The sequence below is a fragment of the Piscibacillus salipiscarius JCM 13188 genome (assembly GCF_001311865.1).
Classification (GTDB): Bacteria; Bacillota; Bacilli; order Bacillales; family Alkalibacillaceae; genus Piscibacillus; species Piscibacillus salipiscarius.
Map to the genome: position 1 here is coordinate 30927 of NZ_BBCD01000010.1, position 20587 is coordinate 51513.

At 35.4% G+C, this 20587-nt stretch carries 24 protein-coding genes, 8 pseudogenes and 1 other annotated feature; all 32 genes and pseudogenes read right to left on the reverse strand.

Going from position 1 to position 20587, the window contains the following annotated elements:
* Nucleotides 1–4: 4 nt before the first annotated feature.
* The 32 genes and pseudogenes from queA to JCM13188_RS08515 all read right to left on the reverse strand — a co-directional run bounded on the left by queA (nucleotide 5) and on the right by JCM13188_RS08515 (nucleotide 20549).
* Nucleotides 5–1033, reverse strand: a complete 1029-nt coding sequence (queA, locus tag JCM13188_RS08370; RefSeq protein ID WP_054753409.1) for a tRNA preQ1(34) S-adenosylmethionine ribosyltransferase-isomerase QueA — start codon at nucleotides 1031–1033, stop codon at nucleotides 5–7.
* A gap of 16 nt (nucleotides 1034–1049) precedes the next feature.
* Nucleotides 1050–1247 (reverse strand): DUF2905 domain-containing protein, encoded by a 198-nt coding sequence (locus tag JCM13188_RS08375; RefSeq protein ID WP_054753411.1) that lies wholly within the window; start codon nucleotides 1245–1247, stop codon nucleotides 1050–1052.
* Nucleotides 1248–2245: pseudogene (gene ruvB / locus JCM13188_RS08380) on the reverse strand (Holliday junction branch migration DNA helicase RuvB).
* Between the two features lie 14 nt (nucleotides 2246–2259).
* Entirely contained in the window at nucleotides 2260–2868 is a 609-nt protein-coding gene (ruvA, locus tag JCM13188_RS08385) for a Holliday junction branch migration protein RuvA (protein ID WP_054753413.1), read from the reverse strand.
* A 108-nt stretch (nucleotides 2869–2976) separates the two neighbouring features.
* A pseudogene (locus tag JCM13188_RS08390) lies at nucleotides 2977–3620 on the reverse strand (YebC/PmpR family DNA-binding transcriptional regulator).
* 98 nt (nucleotides 3621–3718) lie between these two features.
* Nucleotides 3719–4578, reverse strand: a pseudogene (locus JCM13188_RS08395) ((S)-benzoin forming benzil reductase).
* A complete protein-coding gene (locus JCM13188_RS08400) occupies nucleotides 4496–5035 on the reverse strand; it encodes a YhcN/YlaJ family sporulation lipoprotein (RefSeq protein WP_054753416.1) in 540 nt (179 codons plus the stop codon). Before JCM13188_RS08400 ends, JCM13188_RS08395 begins: the two are co-directional and overlap by 83 nt.
* 52 nt (nucleotides 5036–5087) lie before the next feature.
* Nucleotides 5088–5846 (reverse strand): NAD(+) synthase, encoded by a 759-nt coding sequence (gene nadE, locus JCM13188_RS08405; protein WP_054753418.1) that lies wholly within the window; start codon nucleotides 5844–5846, stop codon nucleotides 5088–5090.
* A gap of 69 nt (nucleotides 5847–5915) precedes the next feature.
* Entirely contained in the window at nucleotides 5916–6479 is a 564-nt protein-coding gene (locus tag JCM13188_RS08410) for a LysM peptidoglycan-binding domain-containing protein (RefSeq protein WP_054753420.1), read from the reverse strand.
* Nucleotides 6480–6611: 132 nt separating this feature from the next.
* Nucleotides 6612–7903: pseudogene (gene obgE, locus JCM13188_RS08415) on the reverse strand (GTPase ObgE).
* A 90-nt stretch (nucleotides 7904–7993) separates the two neighbouring features.
* The gene (locus tag JCM13188_RS08420) at nucleotides 7994–8422 is read right to left on the reverse strand and encodes a Spo0B domain-containing protein (RefSeq protein ID WP_054753422.1); all 429 of its coding nucleotides are present in this window, start codon (nucleotides 8420–8422) and stop codon (nucleotides 7994–7996) included.
* A 130-nt stretch (nucleotides 8423–8552) separates the two neighbouring features.
* A pseudogene (gene rpmA, locus JCM13188_RS08425) lies at nucleotides 8553–8842 on the reverse strand (50S ribosomal protein L27).
* Between the two features lie 14 nt (nucleotides 8843–8856).
* A complete protein-coding gene (locus JCM13188_RS08430; protein ID WP_054753424.1) occupies nucleotides 8857–9189 on the reverse strand; it encodes a ribosomal-processing cysteine protease Prp in 333 nt (110 codons plus the stop codon).
* A gap of 12 nt (nucleotides 9190–9201) precedes the next feature.
* A pseudogene (gene rplU, locus JCM13188_RS08435) lies at nucleotides 9202–9509 on the reverse strand (50S ribosomal protein L21).
* Nucleotides 9510–9522: 13 nt separating this feature from the next.
* Nucleotides 9523–9600: a sequence feature (ribosomal protein L21 leader region), on the reverse strand.
* Nucleotides 9601–9787: 187 nt separating this feature from the next.
* The gene (locus JCM13188_RS08440) at nucleotides 9788–10174 is read right to left on the reverse strand and encodes a hypothetical protein (protein WP_279401599.1); all 387 of its coding nucleotides are present in this window, start codon (nucleotides 10172–10174) and stop codon (nucleotides 9788–9790) included.
* A gap of 31 nt (nucleotides 10175–10205) precedes the next feature.
* On the reverse strand, nucleotides 10206–10550 hold the full coding sequence (locus JCM13188_RS08445; protein WP_054753428.1) for a site-2 protease family protein: 345 nt from the start codon (nucleotides 10548–10550) through the stop codon (nucleotides 10206–10208).
* 69 nt (nucleotides 10551–10619) lie between these two features.
* Nucleotides 10620–11006, reverse strand: coding sequence for a M23 family metallopeptidase (locus JCM13188_RS08450; RefSeq protein ID WP_054753431.1), 387 nt, complete (start codon nucleotides 11004–11006; stop codon nucleotides 10620–10622).
* 85 nt (nucleotides 11007–11091) lie between these two features.
* A complete protein-coding gene (locus tag JCM13188_RS08455; RefSeq protein ID WP_054753432.1) occupies nucleotides 11092–11394 on the reverse strand; it encodes a hypothetical protein in 303 nt (100 codons plus the stop codon).
* Between the two features lie 128 nt (nucleotides 11395–11522).
* Nucleotides 11523–12320, reverse strand: coding sequence for a septum site-determining protein MinD (gene minD, locus JCM13188_RS08460; RefSeq protein ID WP_054753434.1), 798 nt, complete (start codon nucleotides 12318–12320; stop codon nucleotides 11523–11525).
* A 1-nt stretch (nucleotide 12321) separates the two neighbouring features.
* Nucleotides 12322–12993 (reverse strand): septum site-determining protein MinC, encoded by a 672-nt coding sequence (gene minC / locus JCM13188_RS08465; RefSeq protein ID WP_054753436.1) that lies wholly within the window; start codon nucleotides 12991–12993, stop codon nucleotides 12322–12324.
* 214 nt (nucleotides 12994–13207) lie between these two features.
* Nucleotides 13208–13558, reverse strand: a complete 351-nt coding sequence (gene mreD / locus JCM13188_RS08470; RefSeq protein ID WP_054753438.1) for a rod shape-determining protein MreD — start codon at nucleotides 13556–13558, stop codon at nucleotides 13208–13210.
* Nucleotide 13559: 1 nt separating this feature from the next.
* The gene (gene mreC / locus JCM13188_RS08475) at nucleotides 13560–14297 is read right to left on the reverse strand and encodes a rod shape-determining protein MreC (RefSeq protein WP_369404914.1); all 738 of its coding nucleotides are present in this window, start codon (nucleotides 14295–14297) and stop codon (nucleotides 13560–13562) included.
* A gap of 155 nt (nucleotides 14298–14452) precedes the next feature.
* Nucleotides 14453–15485, reverse strand: a pseudogene (locus JCM13188_RS08480) (rod shape-determining protein).
* 204 nt (nucleotides 15486–15689) lie between these two features.
* Nucleotides 15690–16380, reverse strand: a pseudogene (gene radC / locus JCM13188_RS08485) (RadC family protein).
* Nucleotides 16381–16560: 180 nt separating this feature from the next.
* Nucleotides 16561–16833 carry a hypothetical protein gene (locus JCM13188_RS08490; protein ID WP_054753440.1) on the reverse strand — a complete coding sequence of 91 codons (273 nt, stop codon included), beginning with the start codon at nucleotides 16831–16833 and terminating at the stop codon, nucleotides 16561–16563.
* A gap of 62 nt (nucleotides 16834–16895) precedes the next feature.
* On the reverse strand, nucleotides 16896–17225 hold the full coding sequence (locus JCM13188_RS08495) for an SPOR domain-containing protein (RefSeq protein ID WP_279401600.1): 330 nt from the start codon (nucleotides 17223–17225) through the stop codon (nucleotides 16896–16898).
* A gap of 22 nt (nucleotides 17226–17247) precedes the next feature.
* On the reverse strand, nucleotides 17248–17370 hold the full coding sequence (locus JCM13188_RS18640) for a hypothetical protein (RefSeq protein ID WP_279401601.1): 123 nt from the start codon (nucleotides 17368–17370) through the stop codon (nucleotides 17248–17250).
* Nucleotides 17371–17510: 140 nt separating this feature from the next.
* The gene (locus JCM13188_RS08500) at nucleotides 17511–18578 is read right to left on the reverse strand and encodes a sensor domain-containing diguanylate cyclase (RefSeq protein WP_279401602.1); all 1068 of its coding nucleotides are present in this window, start codon (nucleotides 18576–18578) and stop codon (nucleotides 17511–17513) included.
* Entirely contained in the window at nucleotides 18482–19225 is a 744-nt protein-coding gene (locus JCM13188_RS08505) for a hypothetical protein (protein WP_054753446.1), read from the reverse strand. The genes JCM13188_RS08500 and JCM13188_RS08505 overlap by 97 nt, the downstream gene beginning before the upstream one ends.
* 39 nt (nucleotides 19226–19264) lie before the next feature.
* Entirely contained in the window at nucleotides 19265–19525 is a 261-nt protein-coding gene (locus tag JCM13188_RS21935) for a hypothetical protein (RefSeq protein ID WP_500796495.1), read from the reverse strand.
* An 8-nt stretch (nucleotides 19526–19533) separates the two neighbouring features.
* Nucleotides 19534–19788 (reverse strand): hypothetical protein, encoded by a 255-nt coding sequence (locus tag JCM13188_RS08510; protein ID WP_054753448.1) that lies wholly within the window; start codon nucleotides 19786–19788, stop codon nucleotides 19534–19536.
* On the reverse strand, nucleotides 19785–20549 hold the full coding sequence (locus JCM13188_RS08515) for a bifunctional folylpolyglutamate synthase/dihydrofolate synthase (protein WP_054753449.1): 765 nt from the start codon (nucleotides 20547–20549) through the stop codon (nucleotides 19785–19787). Before JCM13188_RS08515 ends, JCM13188_RS08510 begins: the two co-directional genes overlap by 4 nt.
* Nucleotides 20550–20587 lie beyond the last annotated feature (38 nt).

A 20587-nucleotide genomic window follows, 5' to 3' on the forward strand; every position in this document is an offset into this window, starting at 1 on the left:
TTCATTATAAAATTAGCATTGCATCCCCAAAGCTAAAGAATCGATATCGTTCACTTACAGCTTCTTCGTATGCTCTCAAAATAAACTCTCTATTCGAAAAAGCACTAACTAACATAATTAATGTTGATTTAGGTAAATGGAAATTTGTAATCATAGCATCAATTGCTTTAAATTGAAATGATGGATAAATAAATATATCTGTCCAACCACTTTTTTCTTTGAACTCTCCCTGTTCATCTCGAGCAATCGTTTCCAAAGTTCGGACAGATGTGGTTCCGACTGCAACAATTTTCCCATCATTTTGTTTAATCTGATTTAGCAACTGGGCTGTTTCCTGCGTCATATGATAAAACTCTGCATGCATATCGTGTTCTTTAATATTATCCACTTGAACAGGCCTAAACGTACCTAGTCCAACGTGTAAAGTGATATAAGCTATTTTTACCCCTTTAGCTTTAATTTGTTCTAATAATTCTTCTGTGAAATGTAACCCGGCTGTTGGGGCAGCTGCAGAACCTACTTCTTCAGCATAAACGGTTTGATATCGATCTTGATCATCTAATTGTTCTTTTATATACGGAGGTAGAGGCATTTCGCCTAGTTGATCTAATACCTCTAAGAAAATCCCCTCATATTCAAAACGGATCATGCGACCACCGTGTTCTTTAATTCCAGTACACTCGGCTTTTAACAAACCGTCTCCAAAGGAAAGCTTTGTTCCCACCTTTACTTTTTTTGCAGGCTTTACGAGTACTTCCCACTCATCATTTTCTAATTGTGTTAATAGTAACAGTTCTACTTTGCCGCCCGTTTCTTCTTTTTCTCCAAATAAACGAGCAGGCATAACCTTAGTGTTATTAAGAACGAGGCAATCGCCAGATTTCAAATAATCTAAGATATCATAAAAATGTTTATGATCAATCGTTTCTTGATGCCGATTTAAAACCATTAGTCTGGAACTTGCACGATCTTCTAAAGGTGTTTGTGCAATTAACTCCTCTGGCAAATCAAAATCAAAGTCTTCAATATTCATGTTGTATCCCTTCCCTCTATCTAAACCTACCAATGACAAAGAATATTAAACTTAATATAATACTGATGACGATGGAAGTCACGATTGGAAAATATACGGTTGTATTCCCTTTTTTAAACGTTATATCTCCTGGTAGCTTTCCGATAAAACTCCAAGAAAAACCTACAATGATCAAAACGATCCCAACTGTCACCAAAACTTTACCAAAATCCATTTACGGCTGAACCTCCCGGTCAAAGTGTTCATAAGCCTTAATTGTTGCCACACGCCCTCTTGGAGTTCGCTGTATAAAACCTTGTTGAAGTAGAAATGGCTCATACACATCTTCAATCGTTTGCGACTCTTCACCAATGGTTGCAGAAATGGTGTCTAACCCCACAGGACCACCTTGGAATTTATCGATAATACCTAATAAATACTTGTGATCTATGTGATCTAAACCGGCCACATCCACCTGAAGCATTGATAATGCCTTTTGTGTCGTCTCAAATGTAATGGAAGACTCTTCTCTAACCTGCGCAATATCCCTTACTCGTTTTAATAACCTGTTTGCTATACGAGGTGTTCCTCGTGAACGAGAAGCAATTTCATTCGCTGCATCTTCATTAATTCCAATTTCAAATATATCAGCAGTTCTCTTTATAATCATGCTCAATTCTTCCATATTATAAAACTCTAATCGGCTTAATACACCAAAACGATCACGAAGAGGTGCTGATAGTAAACCGGCGCGAGTTGTTGCTCCAACTAATGTAAACGGCGGAAGTTCTAACCTAACTGATCTTGCTTCAGAACCTTGTCCAATCACAATATCTAAAACAAAATCTTCCATCGCCGGATATAATATTTCCTCAACTGAACGCGGCAGACGATGAATCTCATCAATGAATAAGACATCACCCGCTTCTAAAGAAGAAAGTATAGCAGCTAAATCCCCCGCTCTCTCAATGGCAGGACCAGACGTTGTTCTAAACTGAACCCCCATTTCATTTGCGATAATGGAAGCCATGGTTGTTTTCCCTAATCCAGGGGGTCCGTACAATAACACATGATCTAGAGGTTCTTCACGCATTTTCGCCGCTTCAATAAAATACTTAAGTTTTCTTTAGTTTTGGATTGTCCAATATATTGCGCCAGCATGGTAGGACGCAAACTTTGTTCAACAGCTTGATCATGGTGCTGAAGTTCACCAGAGACCATTCGATCATCCATTTATTTCACCTACTTTAACGCATTAATAGCTGTAAGCCTTTTTTCACAACATCATCAGTCGAACTAGCATCAAAAGCTTTTAGTTGATTTGATACACGATTAACTTCTTTAGATGAGTAACCTAATGCCTTTAACGCTTCAATAGCTTCATCATAATATTCGCTCTGACCTGAACCGACGACATGTACATCAATTGTGTCGGTTTCAACGGTTACTGTCATCCATTCACTAACCTTACCTTTTAGGTCCAAAATAATTTGGCGAGCCGTTTTCTTACCAACACCAGGATATTGTGTGATAAACTTCTCATCTTCACGTTCGATGGCGAGCGCAAAGTCATTCACACTTGTTTGTCCTACAATATTCATGGCATGTTTAGGCCCTATACCTGATACATTTAATAATTTCTTAAATAATTCTTTTTCTTCCTCTTTTTTAAACCCATATAATAACTGAGCATCTTCTCTTACATGTAAATATGTATAAACTTTAACTTGTTGGTTAAGTTCAGATTGAAAACGATACGGATTGGCGCTTAATAACTCGTAACCTATTCCCATGACATCAATAACTAAATAATCGTCTTTGATCTCAACTAATTCCCCTTTTATATACGAATACATAACGTCCTCCTATGAACAAACGTCTATTCACATTTTAACATGATTTAAAACATAAAGAGAATAAATGTGAAAACCTCCCCCGAGCGGAGAGGTTTCATTAAAAGTTAGCTATTGCATATTGTGATGCACTTCTTGAACATCATCTAAATCCTCTAACATATCCATCATTTTTTCCATTTTGGACTGTTTATCTTCATCTAAATCTGTATAGGTGTCAGGAAACATAGAAAGCTCAGCAATTTCAAGAGGATATGATTCTTTTAACGTATTTTTTACATTTTCGAAATCATCTACGGTTGTGTAGATTTCATATACTTCATCAGTTGATTCAATTTCCTCACAGCCAACTTCAATAACTTCTAGCATAAATTCTTCCTCGTCAGATTCAATATCGTCACGTTTGATCACGATATATCCTTTTCGGTGGAACATAAAAGATACGCAACCATTTTCCCCAAGGTTTCCATCATGCTTTGAAAAGGCGTGACGAACTTCCGAAGCTGTACGGTTTTATTATCCGTTAGCGCTTCTACCATCACAGCTACGCCGCCTGGACCATATCCCTCATAAACGATTTCTTCATAGTTTTCCCCATCAACGTTTCCTGTTGCTTTATTAATAGCCCGTTCAATATTATCATTAGGCATATTATTGGCTTTAGCTTTATCAATAGCAAGACGCAATGCTGAATTTGTTTCTAAATCACTGCCACCTTGCTTTGCAGCCACATAGATTTCTTTTGCTAATTTCATAAAATTTTCCCGCGTTTAGCATCTTTCGCATTCTTTTTATGCTTAATATTATGCCACTTTGAATGACCTGCCATCGTTTCTCACTCCCCTAAAAACAATTACTTAACAAGATCATAGACACTATATATTTTACCATTTTCGATTTCAGATGGTTTTCCAATTAATTCTGTAAGGATATCAGCTACTTCTTTAGGACTTCTTAACTTACCTTCTTCTTTATACTGTTTAAATTGATCGACTAATTTAAACTGATCTTCATCTGAATTGCGAATTTCTTCCTGCATACTTGTATCCATTATACCAGGACTAAAGGCGATGTGAAGATCTTTTGAGCCTGCCTCCTCTGCTTCTAGTGCAGATGTTTGTGTGTACATATTTACAGCAGATTTTGTTGAGCAATACGCGTTCCAACCATACATAGGTCGTTCCCCTGCACCTGATGACACATTAACAACAAATAAGCGTTCTGTATTAATATGTTTTTTCATCGTGTTAACAATAATCATTAAAGCTGTAAGATTAACTGAGATATGTTTTGCTATATCGTGATTCTCAATTGCACCTACAGGACCTATCGGATTTACCATGCCTGCGTTATTAACAATTAGTAGTTCTTCTAATTCATCTTTATGTAATTTTGTAACGATCTCATGTAAGACATCATTTAATTTCTCTAAATCACTTAAATCACAAGAGTGGTGATAATAAGATTGTCTGTTTTCATTAGCTAAATTTTTAAGTTCATTCGTTTTCGTTTTCTTGAAATAGTAAATAAATTGTACCCTTTAACCAATAAATTTTTAGCTGTTTCTTCTCCTAAACCTCTTGATGCCCCTGTTACGATTGCAAATTTCATATTCATTTCCCCCATTTCATTATGTAGACGAAAAGGAGTAAACCTCCTTTTCGTTAATCCTTTTACGATCTTCAATACGATTATGAAACTCTTCATCCACATTAATGGATATATCTGTTCTACCAGTTATATTTTCTACTACTTCTTTTACTTTTTCAATAGCTTCTTCTTCTTCAACTCGACTTGCTATGGCTATCGAGACATAAATTTGCCCCTCTGTTACAGCGACACCAGCTTCCCTAATCTCACGTAAGTTTCTTAATTCATAATATATTTGACGGTTTTGTTCATTTTGTTTTTGAAATTTTTTATCCCTTATTCTCTCACTGTTATCTGTATTTCCTAATGATTCTTCAGTCTGACGCTGCTTATAATATTCATAAGCATTCGGATACATATTATAACGTATTTTCTCTTCCGTTGATGGCTCTTGTTGCTGGTCAAACTGAATCTGCGTTGTTTCTTCACCGTCTGAGATACTTTCGTCTTTATTAGGGTTGACAAAGGTACAAGCACCTAACAGAACTAAACTCATTAAAAGGACCCATTTTTTAAACAATGAAAACACCTCCATATTCATTAGTTTGAAATAAGAGGTGTTTCTCATTCGTTTAATCTAATGTGAAATGATGGAAATCTGGTGGTGATGGTGGCAAAGCTCTTTTATGAGCTGTACGTTCATGCATTTTCAAAATTAAATTTTCTTCATCTTCATTTATTTTTTCACCACGTAAAAATGCATCAATCGTATCATAAGACACGCCCATTTCACCTTCATCTGTTTGGCCTTCCCATAACCCTGCACTTGGGGCTTTGTTAATAATGCGATTAGGAACTCCTAATTCCTTGGCCATTTCACGAACCTCAGTTTTAGTGTAATGAAGTAATGGTACTAAATCTACTCCACCATCGCCATACTTAGTAAAGTAGCCTGTATACCATTCTGCGGCGTTGTCTGTACCGACCACTAAATAATTATAATTGGTTGCAATGGTGTATAACGTACTCATGCGTAAGCGTGCTCTCAAGTTTGCATCAGCCAATTTCTTACGATCTGCATTCAAATCACTTTTAGCATTAATTTGTTCTTGAATATTGTTAAAAATTAAGTCGTGACCCTCCGTTAAGTCTACAGTTAGAGAGTTAATACCTGAACCTTCTACAACAAGATTAGCATCTTCCTCGTCTTTACCATCACTTTTACAAGGCATCAAAACACCTAATGAATTATCGGGAAATGCTTTTTTAATTAGGTATGCGACAACAGTCGAATCAATGCCGCCACTTAATCCAACCATTAGTCCATTTACATTTGCTTCGTCTACTTTCATTCTCAGCCACGTAACTAATTGCTCGATATGTTTTTCCATTCGCTAATCCCCTTTTACGCCAAATACTGTTTTATATTTTAGCACAAGTGATTTAGCTGATACAAAAGTTTAGTAATAGTAACCACCGCACCCACATGGGTTATACGGTCGGTAAAAATAATTCGGATCTGTATAGCCATACGGGTAAGGATTCATATTTGCGTATGGATTATAAGCATTTGCCATAAATTGACGCTGATCATATTGAAATGGCATTGTTGTTTGTACTGGATAATGATATGGATACATTTGAGTTGGTTGTGGGTCTACAGGAACCCAGCCTTGAAAGTCGTCGGGTAAAAATTGCTGAATAAATTCGTTGTCCTGATCATCTTCCATTGATGTGATTAACTTATCGGTCAACACAAATTCATCTTCTTTTACTCGCGGAAGTACTTTCGGTCTGTTCGGATTATGTGGTGGCGTCATACGCTTGTTGGTCACGTCTATACTAGGCTGAGTCATTTGCTTTTCTTCTTTTTTATCTAACGGTACTTTTACCTTCATTTTAGGAACTAGTTCGTTTGAGTGATCCAAATGCCTATTCATCTCAATTAGTTCTTCTGATGAAATACCATACTTCTGTGCAATGGTGTTAAACGTTTCGTCCTTTTGCACGACATGAATTCTCATGGTCATACTCCTTTCAGTTTATAATTCCCATTAACACATTATGCAAAAGCTTAAAATTGTTGAGTCAAATGCCTAAATAAAATAAGACTCGAACAGATTTATCATCATTGTTCGAGTCTTTTTATATACACCTTATTCGATAAACTCAAATTCAAAGTCTAATAAGCGAATTGTATCTCCATCTTTAGCGCCTTTTTTACGCAATGCTTCGTCCACACCCAAATGCCGCATTTGACGAGCGAATCGTCTAACTGACTCATCACGATTAAAGTCCGTCATTTTAAAGATCTTCTCAATCGTTTTTCCTGAAATAACATAGGCACCATCTGGATCTCTAGTGATATGAAGCGTATCATCGTCTTTCTCGAATTTATAAATGACACGTTCATCAGTTTGTTCTTCTTCATTCAGTGTTTCAAAACGATCCTTAGGAATTTGTTCTAACTGATCTGCAATGGCAAAAGTAAATCTCTAACCCCTTCTTTCGTCACAGCAGAGATTGGAAAAATAGGATAATCCTCTTGTAATTGCTCTTTAAATAACTCTAAATGCGCCTCCGCATCTGGCATGTCCATTTTATTAGCGACAATTAACTGAGGTCTTTCCATCAACCTTTCATCATATTGCTTTAACTCTTCATTTATTGTGACAAAGTCCTCATAAGGATCGCGGCCTTCTAAGCCAGACATATCAATGACGTGAACGATAACACGAGTCCTCTCAATGTGTCTTAAAAATTGATGTCCTAACCCAACACCTGAGTGCGCACCTTCGATTAAACCGGGGAGATCGGCCATAACAAAACTACGGTCATCTTCTGTTCTAACCATTCCTAAATTTGGTGCAAGCGTTGTAAAGTGATAATCAGCTATTTTAGGTTTCGCAGCACTTACGACTGAAAGTAAGGTTGATTTACCAACACTTGGGAAACCGACTAATCCGACATCTGCCAAGACTTTTAATTCTAATTTAACATAGAGCTCTTCGCCTGGTTCACCGTTTTCAGCTAATTCCGGAGCACGATTACGGGCATTCGCAAATCGAATGTTCCCTCTACCACCCCTGCCGCCTTTAGCAATGACTGCACGCTGTTTATGCTGGGTTAAATCAGCAATTAAATCTCCTGTATCAGCATTTCTAATAGTTGTACCTGGAGGAACTGGGACAACTAACGGATCTGAGTTTTTACCATGCATTCCTTTACTCATCCCGTTTTCACCACGAGTGGCCTTAAAATGCTTCTGATAACGGAAATCCATCAATGTATTTAATCCCTCATCGACTTCAAAAATGACATCACCGCCACTACCTCCGTCACCACCAGCTGGTCCACCCATTGGTTCATATTTTTCACGACGAAATGCAACTATTCCGTTACCTCCGTCACCTGCTTTTACAAATACCTGTACCTGATCGACAAACATAAACTCTCACCTACTTATAAGTAAATACAAATGAAGTTGTATCATCATGCTTTAAGACATCTAACGTTCCATAACCATTAAATGTAGGTTCTACCGGTAAATCAATATCCTTAATTTGATACTTAATATACCATTATTATCAAAATTTATTTGAATGAACATATGTACTTGAGTAAAATCATTAAATTGTTGTTTTAAATAATGTGTCAGCAGCTTGCCATCATGAACTAAAAGATGATCGAATTCCTCGATTGACTGATGGTTATTTTCTACTTCCCAGTTAATATTGAAATCACGTTCATTTAACTTTAAATTAATTAACCAAAAAACAAACTGAGGAGCCTGTATGGTTTGTAAAATCCGTTCATTTTTAAGCTGATTTATTAGAACTTGAAGCTTCTCACGAGAAACATCATGCTGACCCATACCAGCATATCCATCGACTAACTGAAGTTGATTCAATAAGTCATGTCGATAGACTCTTAATAATTGCAAAACATCATCTAATTCAATTTGCAATATGCTCACCCCAACCCTTTTTATCCTATCATACCATAACTTACCTTTAGCAAATTACAAGAGTTGGAGAAAGTTTCTAAAATGAATAAAAGCTGACCCTTAAATGAGTCAGCTTTATAAATTCAAGTTATTATGCTTCTTGTACTTCTGGGTATACGCTAACTTTTTTACGGTCACGACCGTAACGCTCAAAGCGTACAACGCCATCAACTTTAGCAAATAATGTGTCGTCGCCACCACGGCCTACGTTTTCACCTGGATAAATTTTAGTACCGCGTTGACGATATAAAATTGATCCACCAGTTACTTGCTGGCCATCAGCACGTTTAGCTCCAAGACGTTAGACTCTGAGTCACGTCCGTTTTTGGAACTACCTTGACCTTTTTTCTGAGAGAAAAATTGTAAATCTAGACGTAGCATCGGAATGCACCTCCTTATTTTTCAGAGATGGAAATATATTGGTGATAATCTCTTTCAATCGTTTGGAATGTAACATACATCCCTTTTAATAACGTTTGGGCTTTGTCCTGCTGTTCATCAGACATCCTTTCAGGTAAGAGCAACTTAAGGTAACCACCTTCAGCCCCTTGCTCAATCTCAGGTTCAATCTGACAAATCTCTATAATTGAATTGGCTGCTCCAAATGATACAGCCGAAACAGCTGCACACACTAGATCATGTCCATGTGGTCCACTATCAGCATGGCCACTCAATTCAAATCCTTGAATGGTATCAGTTGAATCTTTAAATATAATTAATTCAATCATGAGACAAGACCCTTACGCATTAATTTTATCGATCGTCACTTTAGTATAAGGCTGACGGTGACCTTGTTTACGCTTGTAGTTTTTCTTTGGTTTGTATTTAAATACAGTAATTTTACGGCCTTTACCTTGTTTTTCGACTTTACCAGTAACAGTTGCTCCATCAACTAATGGAGAGCCAACTTTTACTTGGTCGCCACCAACAAAAGGACCTTGTCAAACGTTACTTCTTCACCTGCTTCAAGATCAAGCTTTTCGATGAATACTGATTGACCTTCTTCAACTTTGATTTGTTTACCACCAGTTTCAATAATTGCGTACATCTTCTGCACCTCCTCATAGACTAAGACTCGCCATCGAGGTACTTACAAAAAGGTAAGTTTAAAAACCTCTTCTGAGCGGTTGTAGCAGCGGGTGCTACATTTATGCATAACAAAGTAAATAATAGCACGTAATAAAAAAGATTGTCAACCTTAAACATGACATTAATAGTTGATCTTTAGCTGCTAACCGATTTTCATTTTATTAAAAATAAGTGACTTTTGTAAAGAATTAAATTTACTTAAATCATTAAAAATAGCCACCTTGATATAAAAGGCAGCTATGCGTCCTTAGCATAAATATGATTTAATAAACGATCAGGTGTGTTTTGTGTAAATAATAACTTAAGACACTCTTCTTCAGGAATTGGCTTTTCATCTTGTCCGACATAAATATAGTGGTAACAATCTCGTTTAAAATGTTTTACAATTTCACCAACAGCCATTTCCGATTTTACTCTGAGTAGTTCGATGTTTAGTTCTTTTGATTCTGTTATAAAGTATCGACCTAATAAATGCTTTAATAATAAAATATGTTTATTTTTATAAAGCAACCAGTTATCAAGCAATAAAAATATTGATAAGAATGTTAAATGAATGCTTGTCCAAGCCATGAAGTACAAACCAAGATTTATAATAGCTATAATCGCCATTGATGCCAACGACATCCAGACAATTGCTTTTTGGAAAGGGACTAATTTAGATACTCCTAAAAATAATATTCTTCCCCCCATCTAAAGGTAAAACAGGTAACAAATTAAATAATAATATGACAGTATTCACTATCCATAATTGATCTAAAAACACATGTTCAACATGATATCCGTCCATGACAAGTAAAACAATATAAATCCAAATGTGCTGAAGAGGTCCAGCGATGACCACCCAGAACTCTTCTTTACTAGGTCGATTATAAAAGTCATCTGTTTCCATGACGCCACCAAACGGCCAAACCATTAGCCGCGTAATGTTCCACTTATAATACTTAGCAGTTAAGTAATGACCTAGTTCGTGAATAATAATTATGATAAAGAATGCAATCATTTCAAGAAATAACCCAAGAAGTAACTTCCAATTAAAAGAAGCAATAATAGAGGATGGAATTGAATAGTTTTATTCCGTAACATCCATGTCCCCTAATATGAACTGAGTAGGGTCAACGAATTGATTGCCTTCTTTTACAGCAAAATACATATTAGAATAACCAACTAATTCATCTGGCTCAATTTTACCAATAGTTTGACCAGGTGAAACAAATTGATAATGAAAAACATCAATGGTTTTGAGATTACCGTAAACCGATTTTCTACCATCCTCATGCTGAATAATAACCGTATTTCCCGTTTCATCTTTCTTGCCTGCAAATAAGACTGTTCCTCGATCTAATGGGTAAATGTTTTTAGGCTCAGTCACTTCAATGTAAATACCATCTTCATAATCTTTTACATGATCCACTTGTACACCGGATACCGGAATAGACTGTACCTCTTGGCTAACCATTCTACCATCATCTCTACCAAAGGATAAAAATGACGTAGCAAAGTGTTCATCATACCAGGCTTGTACTGTCGCAAATGGTAAATCTTCAGTTAAAGCGTCGTTTTACAACAGGTTTAAGTTGATTAAGAACAGGCACTTGAGCTTGATATATAAATAGGGTTAGAAATACGATAATCGCTGACCCTAAGAACTTGACCATTACTTTTGTTGATCTTGCCGAATCCATACCTAATCCTGAAGAATCAGCTTTTGGATATGAAGTAAAACCATGTCGTTCTTCATCTTCTAATAGAGGATTGTAACTAGATGATGTTCGATTACTTAATTTATTTTTCTGCGTTTTTCTTTTAGCAATATTACTACGAATTTCTTCTAATTTACGACTCATCTCTCACCATTCCCTTTCTAGTTTGTACTAGCTTATTCAAGAAATATGAGAGATATGATAATTTAGTTGAGTTACATAACAAACGAGACACCGAATGACAATTGTCCATTGCAGTGTCTCGTTAATATTTACTTCATTCCTAATAACTTTTTAACTTTGGTCATAAACCCTTTTTCTTCATCTAAAGACATTAGCGGAACAGATTCACCCAAAATACGTCTCGCAATGTTTCGGTAACTAATTGAAGCTTTGGTATCAGGCTGGAATGCTACGGGAACACCATGATGTGAAGAGCGAATAACATCTTCATCATCTAAAATAATCCCTAATAATTCAATTGATAAAGTTGAAACTATTTCATCAACACTTAACATATCTCCGCTATCTACCATATGTTTACGAATACGGTTGATAATTAAAAATGGAGAGTTCTTTAATTCTTCTTGTTCTAGTAAACCAATGATTCGGTCAGCATCACGAATACTAGATTTCTCAGGGGTTGAAATCACGATGGCTTTATCTGCACCGGCGACCGCATTTTTATACCCTTGTTCAATTCCTGCAGGGCAATCAATTAATATATAATCATAATCAGGTTTTAACTCTTCAACCAATTCTGCAATTGCTTCAGGTGAAACCTCGTTCTTGTCGCTCGTTTGCGCAGCAGGCAGAAGATGTAAGCATTCAAAACGTTTATCTTTTACAAGTGCTGATTGTAATTTACAACGACCTTCGATTACATCAATTATATTAAAAATAATTCTATTTTCTAACCCTAAAACTACATCTAAATTTCTTAGGCCGATATCCGTATCTATAAGACAAACCTTTTGTCCCATTAATGCTAAAGCAGTCCCTATATTCGCTGTTGTAGTTGTCTTACCTACTCCACCTTTACCAGATGTGATTACAATTGATTCACCCATATTACAATCCCCTTTCAAATACATCCAATAGTTTTGGACGTAGTTTTTGTATATGCTGAAGTTGCTCTAATTCTATTTGTTCTGTTGATGAATTTATAAATGCAAATTCTCTTGGAGAACCTTCTACATCATAATCTGGTGCACGACTGATTTTTGAAGCAATTCTGATTTGGTTTGGGTGCATATAAGAAGCAGCTACTATGCAATTCTCATCACCTTCTACACCAGCATGAGCAATTCCTCTTAATTTCCCAAGAACAAAAATATTACCTGTTGCCAGCACCGTCCCGCCTGGATTAATATCACCAATGATTAATGCATCACCTTTAACTTCATGTACTTGACCAGATCTTATGGTTTTCATCACCGTTTTAACGGTCGTGTTTTCATAAAGCTCATAAGCATCTTCTCTAGTTATGACGTAAGATTCAATATCTTTAACAGTTAAGTCACTGTAATCATCAATTAAATTAAATAAAAGTTGCCTTTGATCTTCACTTAAGAACCTATATTGGCTATGTATAGTGATTTCAGTTGCTCCTGAAGAGTTATTTGATTGTAATTTATTCTTCAATTCATCTAATACCCTTTCAAACGAACACTGATCATCTAAATAGACAACAATTCCATTATTGGTTCCTTTCATCGTTACATAATGGTTCCACTCTGCCATATCGGTACACCCCAATTTTGTTCCACCAATAATTAATTACTTTATTTGTTGGTCTTCTTCCTGCCATTTTACTAAACGTTTTGAGAAAAATGGGTAAATAATTAATAAAAATAATAGATTACTTAATGTTGTGGGGATTAATCTTAATTGCATAAAATGCTGTACAGTTATTTCTACTTGTCCAACCAAGGAATATACAAAATAAAGAATAAACTCAGCCACAATAATACTTAATGTCACTAATAATAAGCTTACAATAAAGTTTTGTTGTAATAATTGTTAATAAATGAATGAAATATAATGCAATCCCATAAGCTAAAACATATACTCCAGCTAAATCTGTATAGACTAACTCAAACATTAAACCAAAAATAACACCATTAATAATCCCATGATAAGTATGTGCCCCATCATAGAAAAGTAAAATGAGTAATGAGAATACTAAAATCCAGTGAGGAATATATATTAAATTAGATGTGACGATAGATGTTGGAATAAAACGTACCGCAACACTTTCTAGAATTAAGAATATCATTAATGTTAAAGGAAGGTAGAGGAACCTCATTTTACTCCTCCTCTTCCGCTTTTTCTTTATCTATTGCTGGAGAGTATATATCACGGTCAATTACCATAACATGATTAATATCAACTAAATCCGCTGCAGGTTTAATATGGGCGATTTTAGTTAACCCATATTGATCCAGTTCCACTGAAGACACCTCACCGATTAAAAGGCCTCTTGGAAAGACACCACCCATACCTGAGCTAATAATCGTTTGTCCAACTTCAAGCTGTCCACTATCCGTCATATCCCTAAAAATTAAAGTACCAGTTTCGTCATCATAACCCTCAACCAGACCAAAAACTTCTTCATTCCCATCAACTACAGCAGAAATTCGATTATCTTCATCAAAGCCAGATAATAATTGAACAGTCGAAGTCATTTGTGAAGCGCCAATAACTTTACCGACCATGCCACTAGCGGTTGATACAGCCATATTGGGTTCTACACCATGCATACGCCCTCTATTAATTTTAACCTGTTCAAACCACTGTTCTGGACTTCTTGAGATGACCGTAGCTTTGATCGGTGTGTAGTCACTGATTGCTTTTTCGATCTCGATTAACGAGCGCAATTCTTTATTTTCTTTTTCTAATTCATTCACTTGAAATGCTAAAGTTTTATAATCTTGAAGTTCCTCTTTTAAAACTTGATTTTGTTTAAATACATTTTGAACTTCATCAATATTGTCAAAAAACCAATTACATAATTCACAGGTTGATACACTATATTTTGAAAAAATCCTACTGTATCAGATATAAATTGAACTCCAATGTTTGATTGTTCATCTGCTTTTAAAGAATAACCGATCATGGTTACCACTAATATGATTGCAGTAAATAGTACGATTAATTTACGTTTCCTCAAAAATGAAGGCATAAAATGTAGCACCTACTCTTAATTAAGTATGTTTCTTCTTGCGATTGTTGGTGAATTTTTAAAATGGTCAATATAATCTAATGATTTTCCAGTTCCTAATGCCACACAGTCTAACGGCTGTTCAGCAATATATACAGGAATATTTGTCTTTTCTTTAATTACATCATCTAAATAGCGAAGCATTGCACCACCACCAGTGAGAACAATTCCAGTATCCATTATATCAGCTGCTAATTCTGGCGGAGCATTTTCTAATGTTTCAACAACTGCTTTAATCATATCATCAATTGTGTCTGTAATAGCTTCTACCACTTCAGAGCTAGTAATAGTCTCAGTTTTAGGTAAGCCAAAAACCGTATCACGGCCTCTGATTTCCATATTATTTTCTTCATCTGTTTTCTTAGCTGCACCAAGTTCTATCTTGATTTTCTCAGCAGTCGATTCACCAATAATTAAGTCTTTCTCTTTTTACATAATACAAAATTTGTTCATCAATTTCATCTCCAGCCGTACGAATGGATTTGCTCGTTACAATTCCACCTAATGAAATAATGGCGACTTCCGTTGTTCCACCGCCAATATCTACAACCATACTTCCGGTTGCGTCCCATACACTTAAATCTGCTCCAATTGCTGCAGCAAATGGCTCTGAAATTGGATAAACATTCTTAGCTCCTGCTTGTTTAGTCGCATCTATAACAGCACGTTCTTCAACCATTGTAATCCCGGATGGAACACAAACCATAACATTCGGTTTATTAAACCAGGACTTACTGTTCACCTTTCCAATGTAATAATTCATCATGGATGATGTTGTATCATAGTCAGCAATAACTCCATCTCTCATTGGTCTAATAATCGATAAAGATTCAGGAGTTTTACCAATCATACTTTTGGCTTCATTTCCTACGGCAGTGATCTCATTTGTTTGATTATTAATCGCAACAACCGATGGCTCCCGTAAGACAATTCCTTTACCTTTAACAAATACTAACGTATTTGCAGTTCCTAAATCAATGCCGAAATCTCGGCTGAATAAAGATGAGCCCATTACAATCTTCCTCTCTGATGACTTCATTTGTTACTTTAAAAATATGTAATGGTTTAACAAAACATGAATAAGCGCCACCATATTTGTCCAAAATATATAGTTGGCGCTACATTAAAGACTCTATTTTATTATACGAAAAAATATAGAAAATAGATAGAGTTAACCGGGGCAAAAATATGGGATATTATGACTAAATTTGTAGACCTATAAATATCCTTTTTCTTTTAGTGAAATAAATTTCTGGTCTCCAATAACAATATGATCCAGTAATTCAATTCCTAATACTTTGCCAGATTCAAATAAACGCTTAGTCACGTGAATGTCTTCATTGGAAGGTGAAGGGTCGCCGGAGGGGTGATTGTGGGCACAAATAATTGAAGCTGCCGACCTTTTAATGGCTTCTTTAAAAACCTCTCGAGGGTGTACAATAGAAGAATTTAAACTCCCTATAAAAATCGTCTGTCTATGAATCACTTGATTCTTAGTATCAAGATATAAGGCCACAAAAATGTTCTTGCTTTAGATTTCTCATCTCTTCCATTAAGAAGTTGGCACCATCTTCCGGACTACGTACAGTATATCGGTCACCAACTTTAAAGGTGTGAAGTCTTTTTCCCAGTTCTATGGCTGCTAGTAATTGAACAGCTTTGGCTTCACCTATACCCTTTATTGACGTAAATTCAGCAATGGATGCATCTTTTAATAATGATAGACCTTCAAAATGAACGAGTATTCTTGTTGCTAAAGATAAAGCTGAAGTTCCTTTTGTACCGCTACCTATTAAAATTGCGATTAATTCTTGATTTGATAAAGCTTGTGGTCCAGCTTGTATAAGCCGTTCTCTTGGGCGGTCGTCTTTTGGAACATCTCTAATAAAAATAGTATCAATGGTCATCATATTCCTCCTTCTACAAATATAGTCTTATGATAAACAGTTGAATTGTTTGTCACAACATATAGAAAAACACGATTTCTCTAATTCAGAAATCGCGTTTTCTTAAGTAATTTATATTAAAAACAACACAAAATACTAAAAAATTAAATTAGGCTAAATTTGTATAAAATAAATGTAAGTTTAACAGAATAGTTTCCTGATAAATTCTTTGTGAGTTTCATCATTGGCGTCAGCAAGTTGATCTTTTAATGTTGTTATTTTATTTAATTTATTAGTTTCCTGTAGCTCACCAGGTTTATTATTAACCCATGCATTTAATTGTTCCATCCAAGCCTCATCCATTTCAGTTTCACTGAGGAGTGTTAATCCTTGGTTATACCAATCTATATTCTGATCATTCACTTTAACGTTTAACGCCTCAACATTCCAAGATTTATAAAAGAAATGTTCCATATAAACTAAATCATTTGATTCAAGCCAGTCTGTAATCGAAGACTTCTCGGACTCAGAGGAAATTAAATGACTAATGACATAAAACTGACCATTTTGTTCTTGAATGGTTGCTGGAATAGATTGAGGTTGTAGTTTTTCTGAATTAATTCTTCAGCGTTAGCTTGATTTGAGAACATACCGAATTGAATGACTTCAAATGCACTGGCGGGTTTAGATAACGTTGATCCGCTCACTGCTTGTTCACCAACAGGTTCATCTGAAGATGGTTCTTCATCATCTGTTTCAGTTGTGGCAGCAGGTAAAGTGTCTGGAGTTAAGTCAGAAAAATAATAAATTAATCCTGCTCCAAACAATACCCCTAATAAGACAGCTAAAAGGATCGGCTTAACCATTTTTGCCATAGCAGAATTGCGATTAAATGTTAAAAAAGATGACTGCGATTTTTGTTTTTGGCGTTAAATAATACTCTAAATCATGCCTTTTATGGTTTTGGTTGTCCTGATTCATGGTTACTCTAACTCTTTTTTGCTCGTCCATTTTCATACCACCTTGTCCCGTGTTGGTATGAGAGTATCACAGTCTTTTTAAAAAATTAGCCAAAACTTGTCATAAGACTTCGACAATTTCTTTATGTAAAGAAAAAAGTGATTTCGACATATCGAAATCACTCTCACTAATTAAACAATTGATGCAACTTTATTTTTACCGTTCCGTTTTGCCCCTACGTACATTGAACGATCAGCATTTCTGATTAACTCTTGTGGTGTTTCGCATTGATCAGGGTATGTAGAAACACCTATACTTGCTGTGACGTTAATCTCTTGAACCTCGACATTTCCATCAATAGTTTTATATAGAATAAACGGTTCACTAGCAATTGAATATCGAATGTCCTCTGCAATTTGTATCACATCATTGTGGGGCATACCTTTAATTAAAACTGTAAACTCTTCTCCCCCGTACCTTGCGATAATACCATAATGTCCAAATAAACGTTCTAGGCGATTCGCAAGTTCAATTAACACTTCATTCCCAGATTCATGCCCGTGTTCATCATTAATCGCTTTAAAAGAATCAATATCTAAAATAATGACAGATAAGTTCTCTTTGATGCCTTTTGCTTCTAAATCTTTAGCATATTCATCAATATGCTCTATGAAATAACGATAATTATACAGATTAGTTAATTGATCACGTTGACTTTTCGTTTTCGCTGATTCATAGTGACGAGCATTTTCAATGGCAACTGATAAAAAGTTAGCCAGAATTTCTAATAACATTAAATGGTATTTCTCATAAGCGTTAAGTTCATTCGAACTAACTGTCAACACGCCTACAATTTTTCCGCTTCGTTGGATTGGAACTCCCATGACACTCTTAGTTTCATCAGGAAGTTCTTCAGGGTTCAATTGATCAATGTCTTTCTTTCTCATCATCATTATACTTTTTTCACGCTCATAAACCGACCCAGCAAACCCTTCACCACGAAATAATTTTAGATCCTTTTTAAGCTGATTTCCTTCTTGGTCCATAAACCTTATTAAGTCCATCATTCGACTTTCATTGGATACATCAAACACATAAATATTAGAAGCTGGAATTAAATATTTTATTTCATCAAGAAACGTATCTAGCACACTTTTCACATTTAAACTTTTTGAAAGTTCATGGCCAATCTCACTTGTTGTATGTAAATACTTATTGATGAGTTGAGTGTTATGGTAATAAGAAAAGACAATCGACAATAAGATGAATGGTACTCCGACGAAAAGACGGCGATTGCTTCAATTTGAACATACATTAAATAAAGCACCAGACCCAACGGAAAGGCAAGAAGGGTTGCTCCTGAATCAATTAATAAACTTTTTGGATAAGCAAGTAGGTTCTCACCATGCATGTACCATTGAAATACAGATAAAAAGATCTGATTGACAAGTATAATAGCTACGATATAACCAACGAGAGGTATTACTTGCTCAACTGTATCAAACGTTAATATGCCATGAGTTCCGCCTAACGCATAATAAACCCAAGCAGAGATTACAGATGTTAACAAAAACATAGTTGAATTAGTCGGTATACGGTGTGCTTCATCTTTTTTGAGATTAATTTTTACAAACAATACGACTAGCGATAATTGAATTAAAATTAACTCAACAAAAAGCCCAAAATATAGAAACGCAGCCAAACTTACACCATTACTAAAAAATACTGTAATGTTCCCAACTTTTATAGGGAAAACGGCAACGGCACAAATGACAATGGCGAACGCTAATAAATCCAACCATTGTTCACTAAAATCAGGCTTAAATTCCATATATGCATATGTAACAAGAGACGGAAAAGCGACTAACCATATAACCCACATTGTTATAACTTTTGATTTCGCCATAAGTAACCCCTTCATTTCCAATATAAGATCTTAATTCCTTTACTCAAGCAAATAACGTCTAACCTCTGATATAAAATACAATGATCCTGTTATAACTAAGACTTCGTCAGTCTCTTGTTGTCTTAAAAATTCTTTGACTGTGGATTTCCAATTTTCAGAAACTATTATATCACATTTATAGAACTTTTGTAATAGTTCTTTTGAACTATAACTTTTCATGAAGTTAAAAGATGTAACGCTAACATGATCAAAATGACGTTTAAGTTGATGTATGATTGGTTCAATAGGTTTCCCTTTTATAACTGAAACTAGTAATCTAACTTTGGACGGATCATACCGTTTTGAATGGTATCAACCAACTGCTCAATTGCTTCTAAATTGTGTGCTCCATCCAGTATAATCTTTGGTTGTTTATTAATAACTTCATACCTTCCGACCCATGTCGTTTGTTCTATACTCTTTATAATCTTCTCTATTGAAACAGAAAAACCTTCTAATTCACTTAATTTTTTAAAAGAATAAATAGCTAAAGTTGCATTTTCCACTTGATGTTTTCCACTCATTGACAAGACCAGATTGTTAATTGATAAATCGTCAGAATTAAAATTAAAACGTTCACCTGTTTCAAGCGATTCATTCCATGTATAATCATAATCTTTATGTAACTGATAAATAGGACTACCGCATTGTTTGGCACGTTTTCTATCACGTGATACGCTTCTTGCCTAACCTCGTTTGTAACAATTGGAATGTTAGATTTTATAATGCCAGCCTTTTCAGATGCAATCTCCTCTATACTATTACCTAATATATCCATGTGATCATAACCAATCATGGTAATAATCGATAATAAAGGACTAACAACATTTGTGGAATCTAAACGTCCTCCCAAACCCGCTTCAAAAATCGCATAGTCCACTCGTTGATCTTTAAAATATTGCAATGCGATACAGGTAATGATTTCAAATTCTGTAGGCTTTCCAAATTGGGTATGCCCCACTTCTTCACAGAGGGGTTTTAGTTTTTCAACGTAATAGACTAATTGATCTCCAGGAATTGGTGTACCATTAATACTCATTCGTTCATTGAACAGTTCGATATAAGGTGAAGAAAACGTCCCAACTGTGTAATCATGATGCTGAAGCATTTGCTTTAAATAGGATAATGTCGACCCTTTACCGTTGGTTCCTGCAATATGAATGATCTTTAAATCTTTTTCAGGATGATTTAGTTTGTCTAAAAGGAGTTTCACTCGATGTAAGCCGGGTTTCATTCCAAACTTGAGCTGTTCTCTAATCCAATTAATCGCTTCTTTTTCGTTCATAAATAATCCTCCATATAATAAATTGCCTGCTAAAAAGC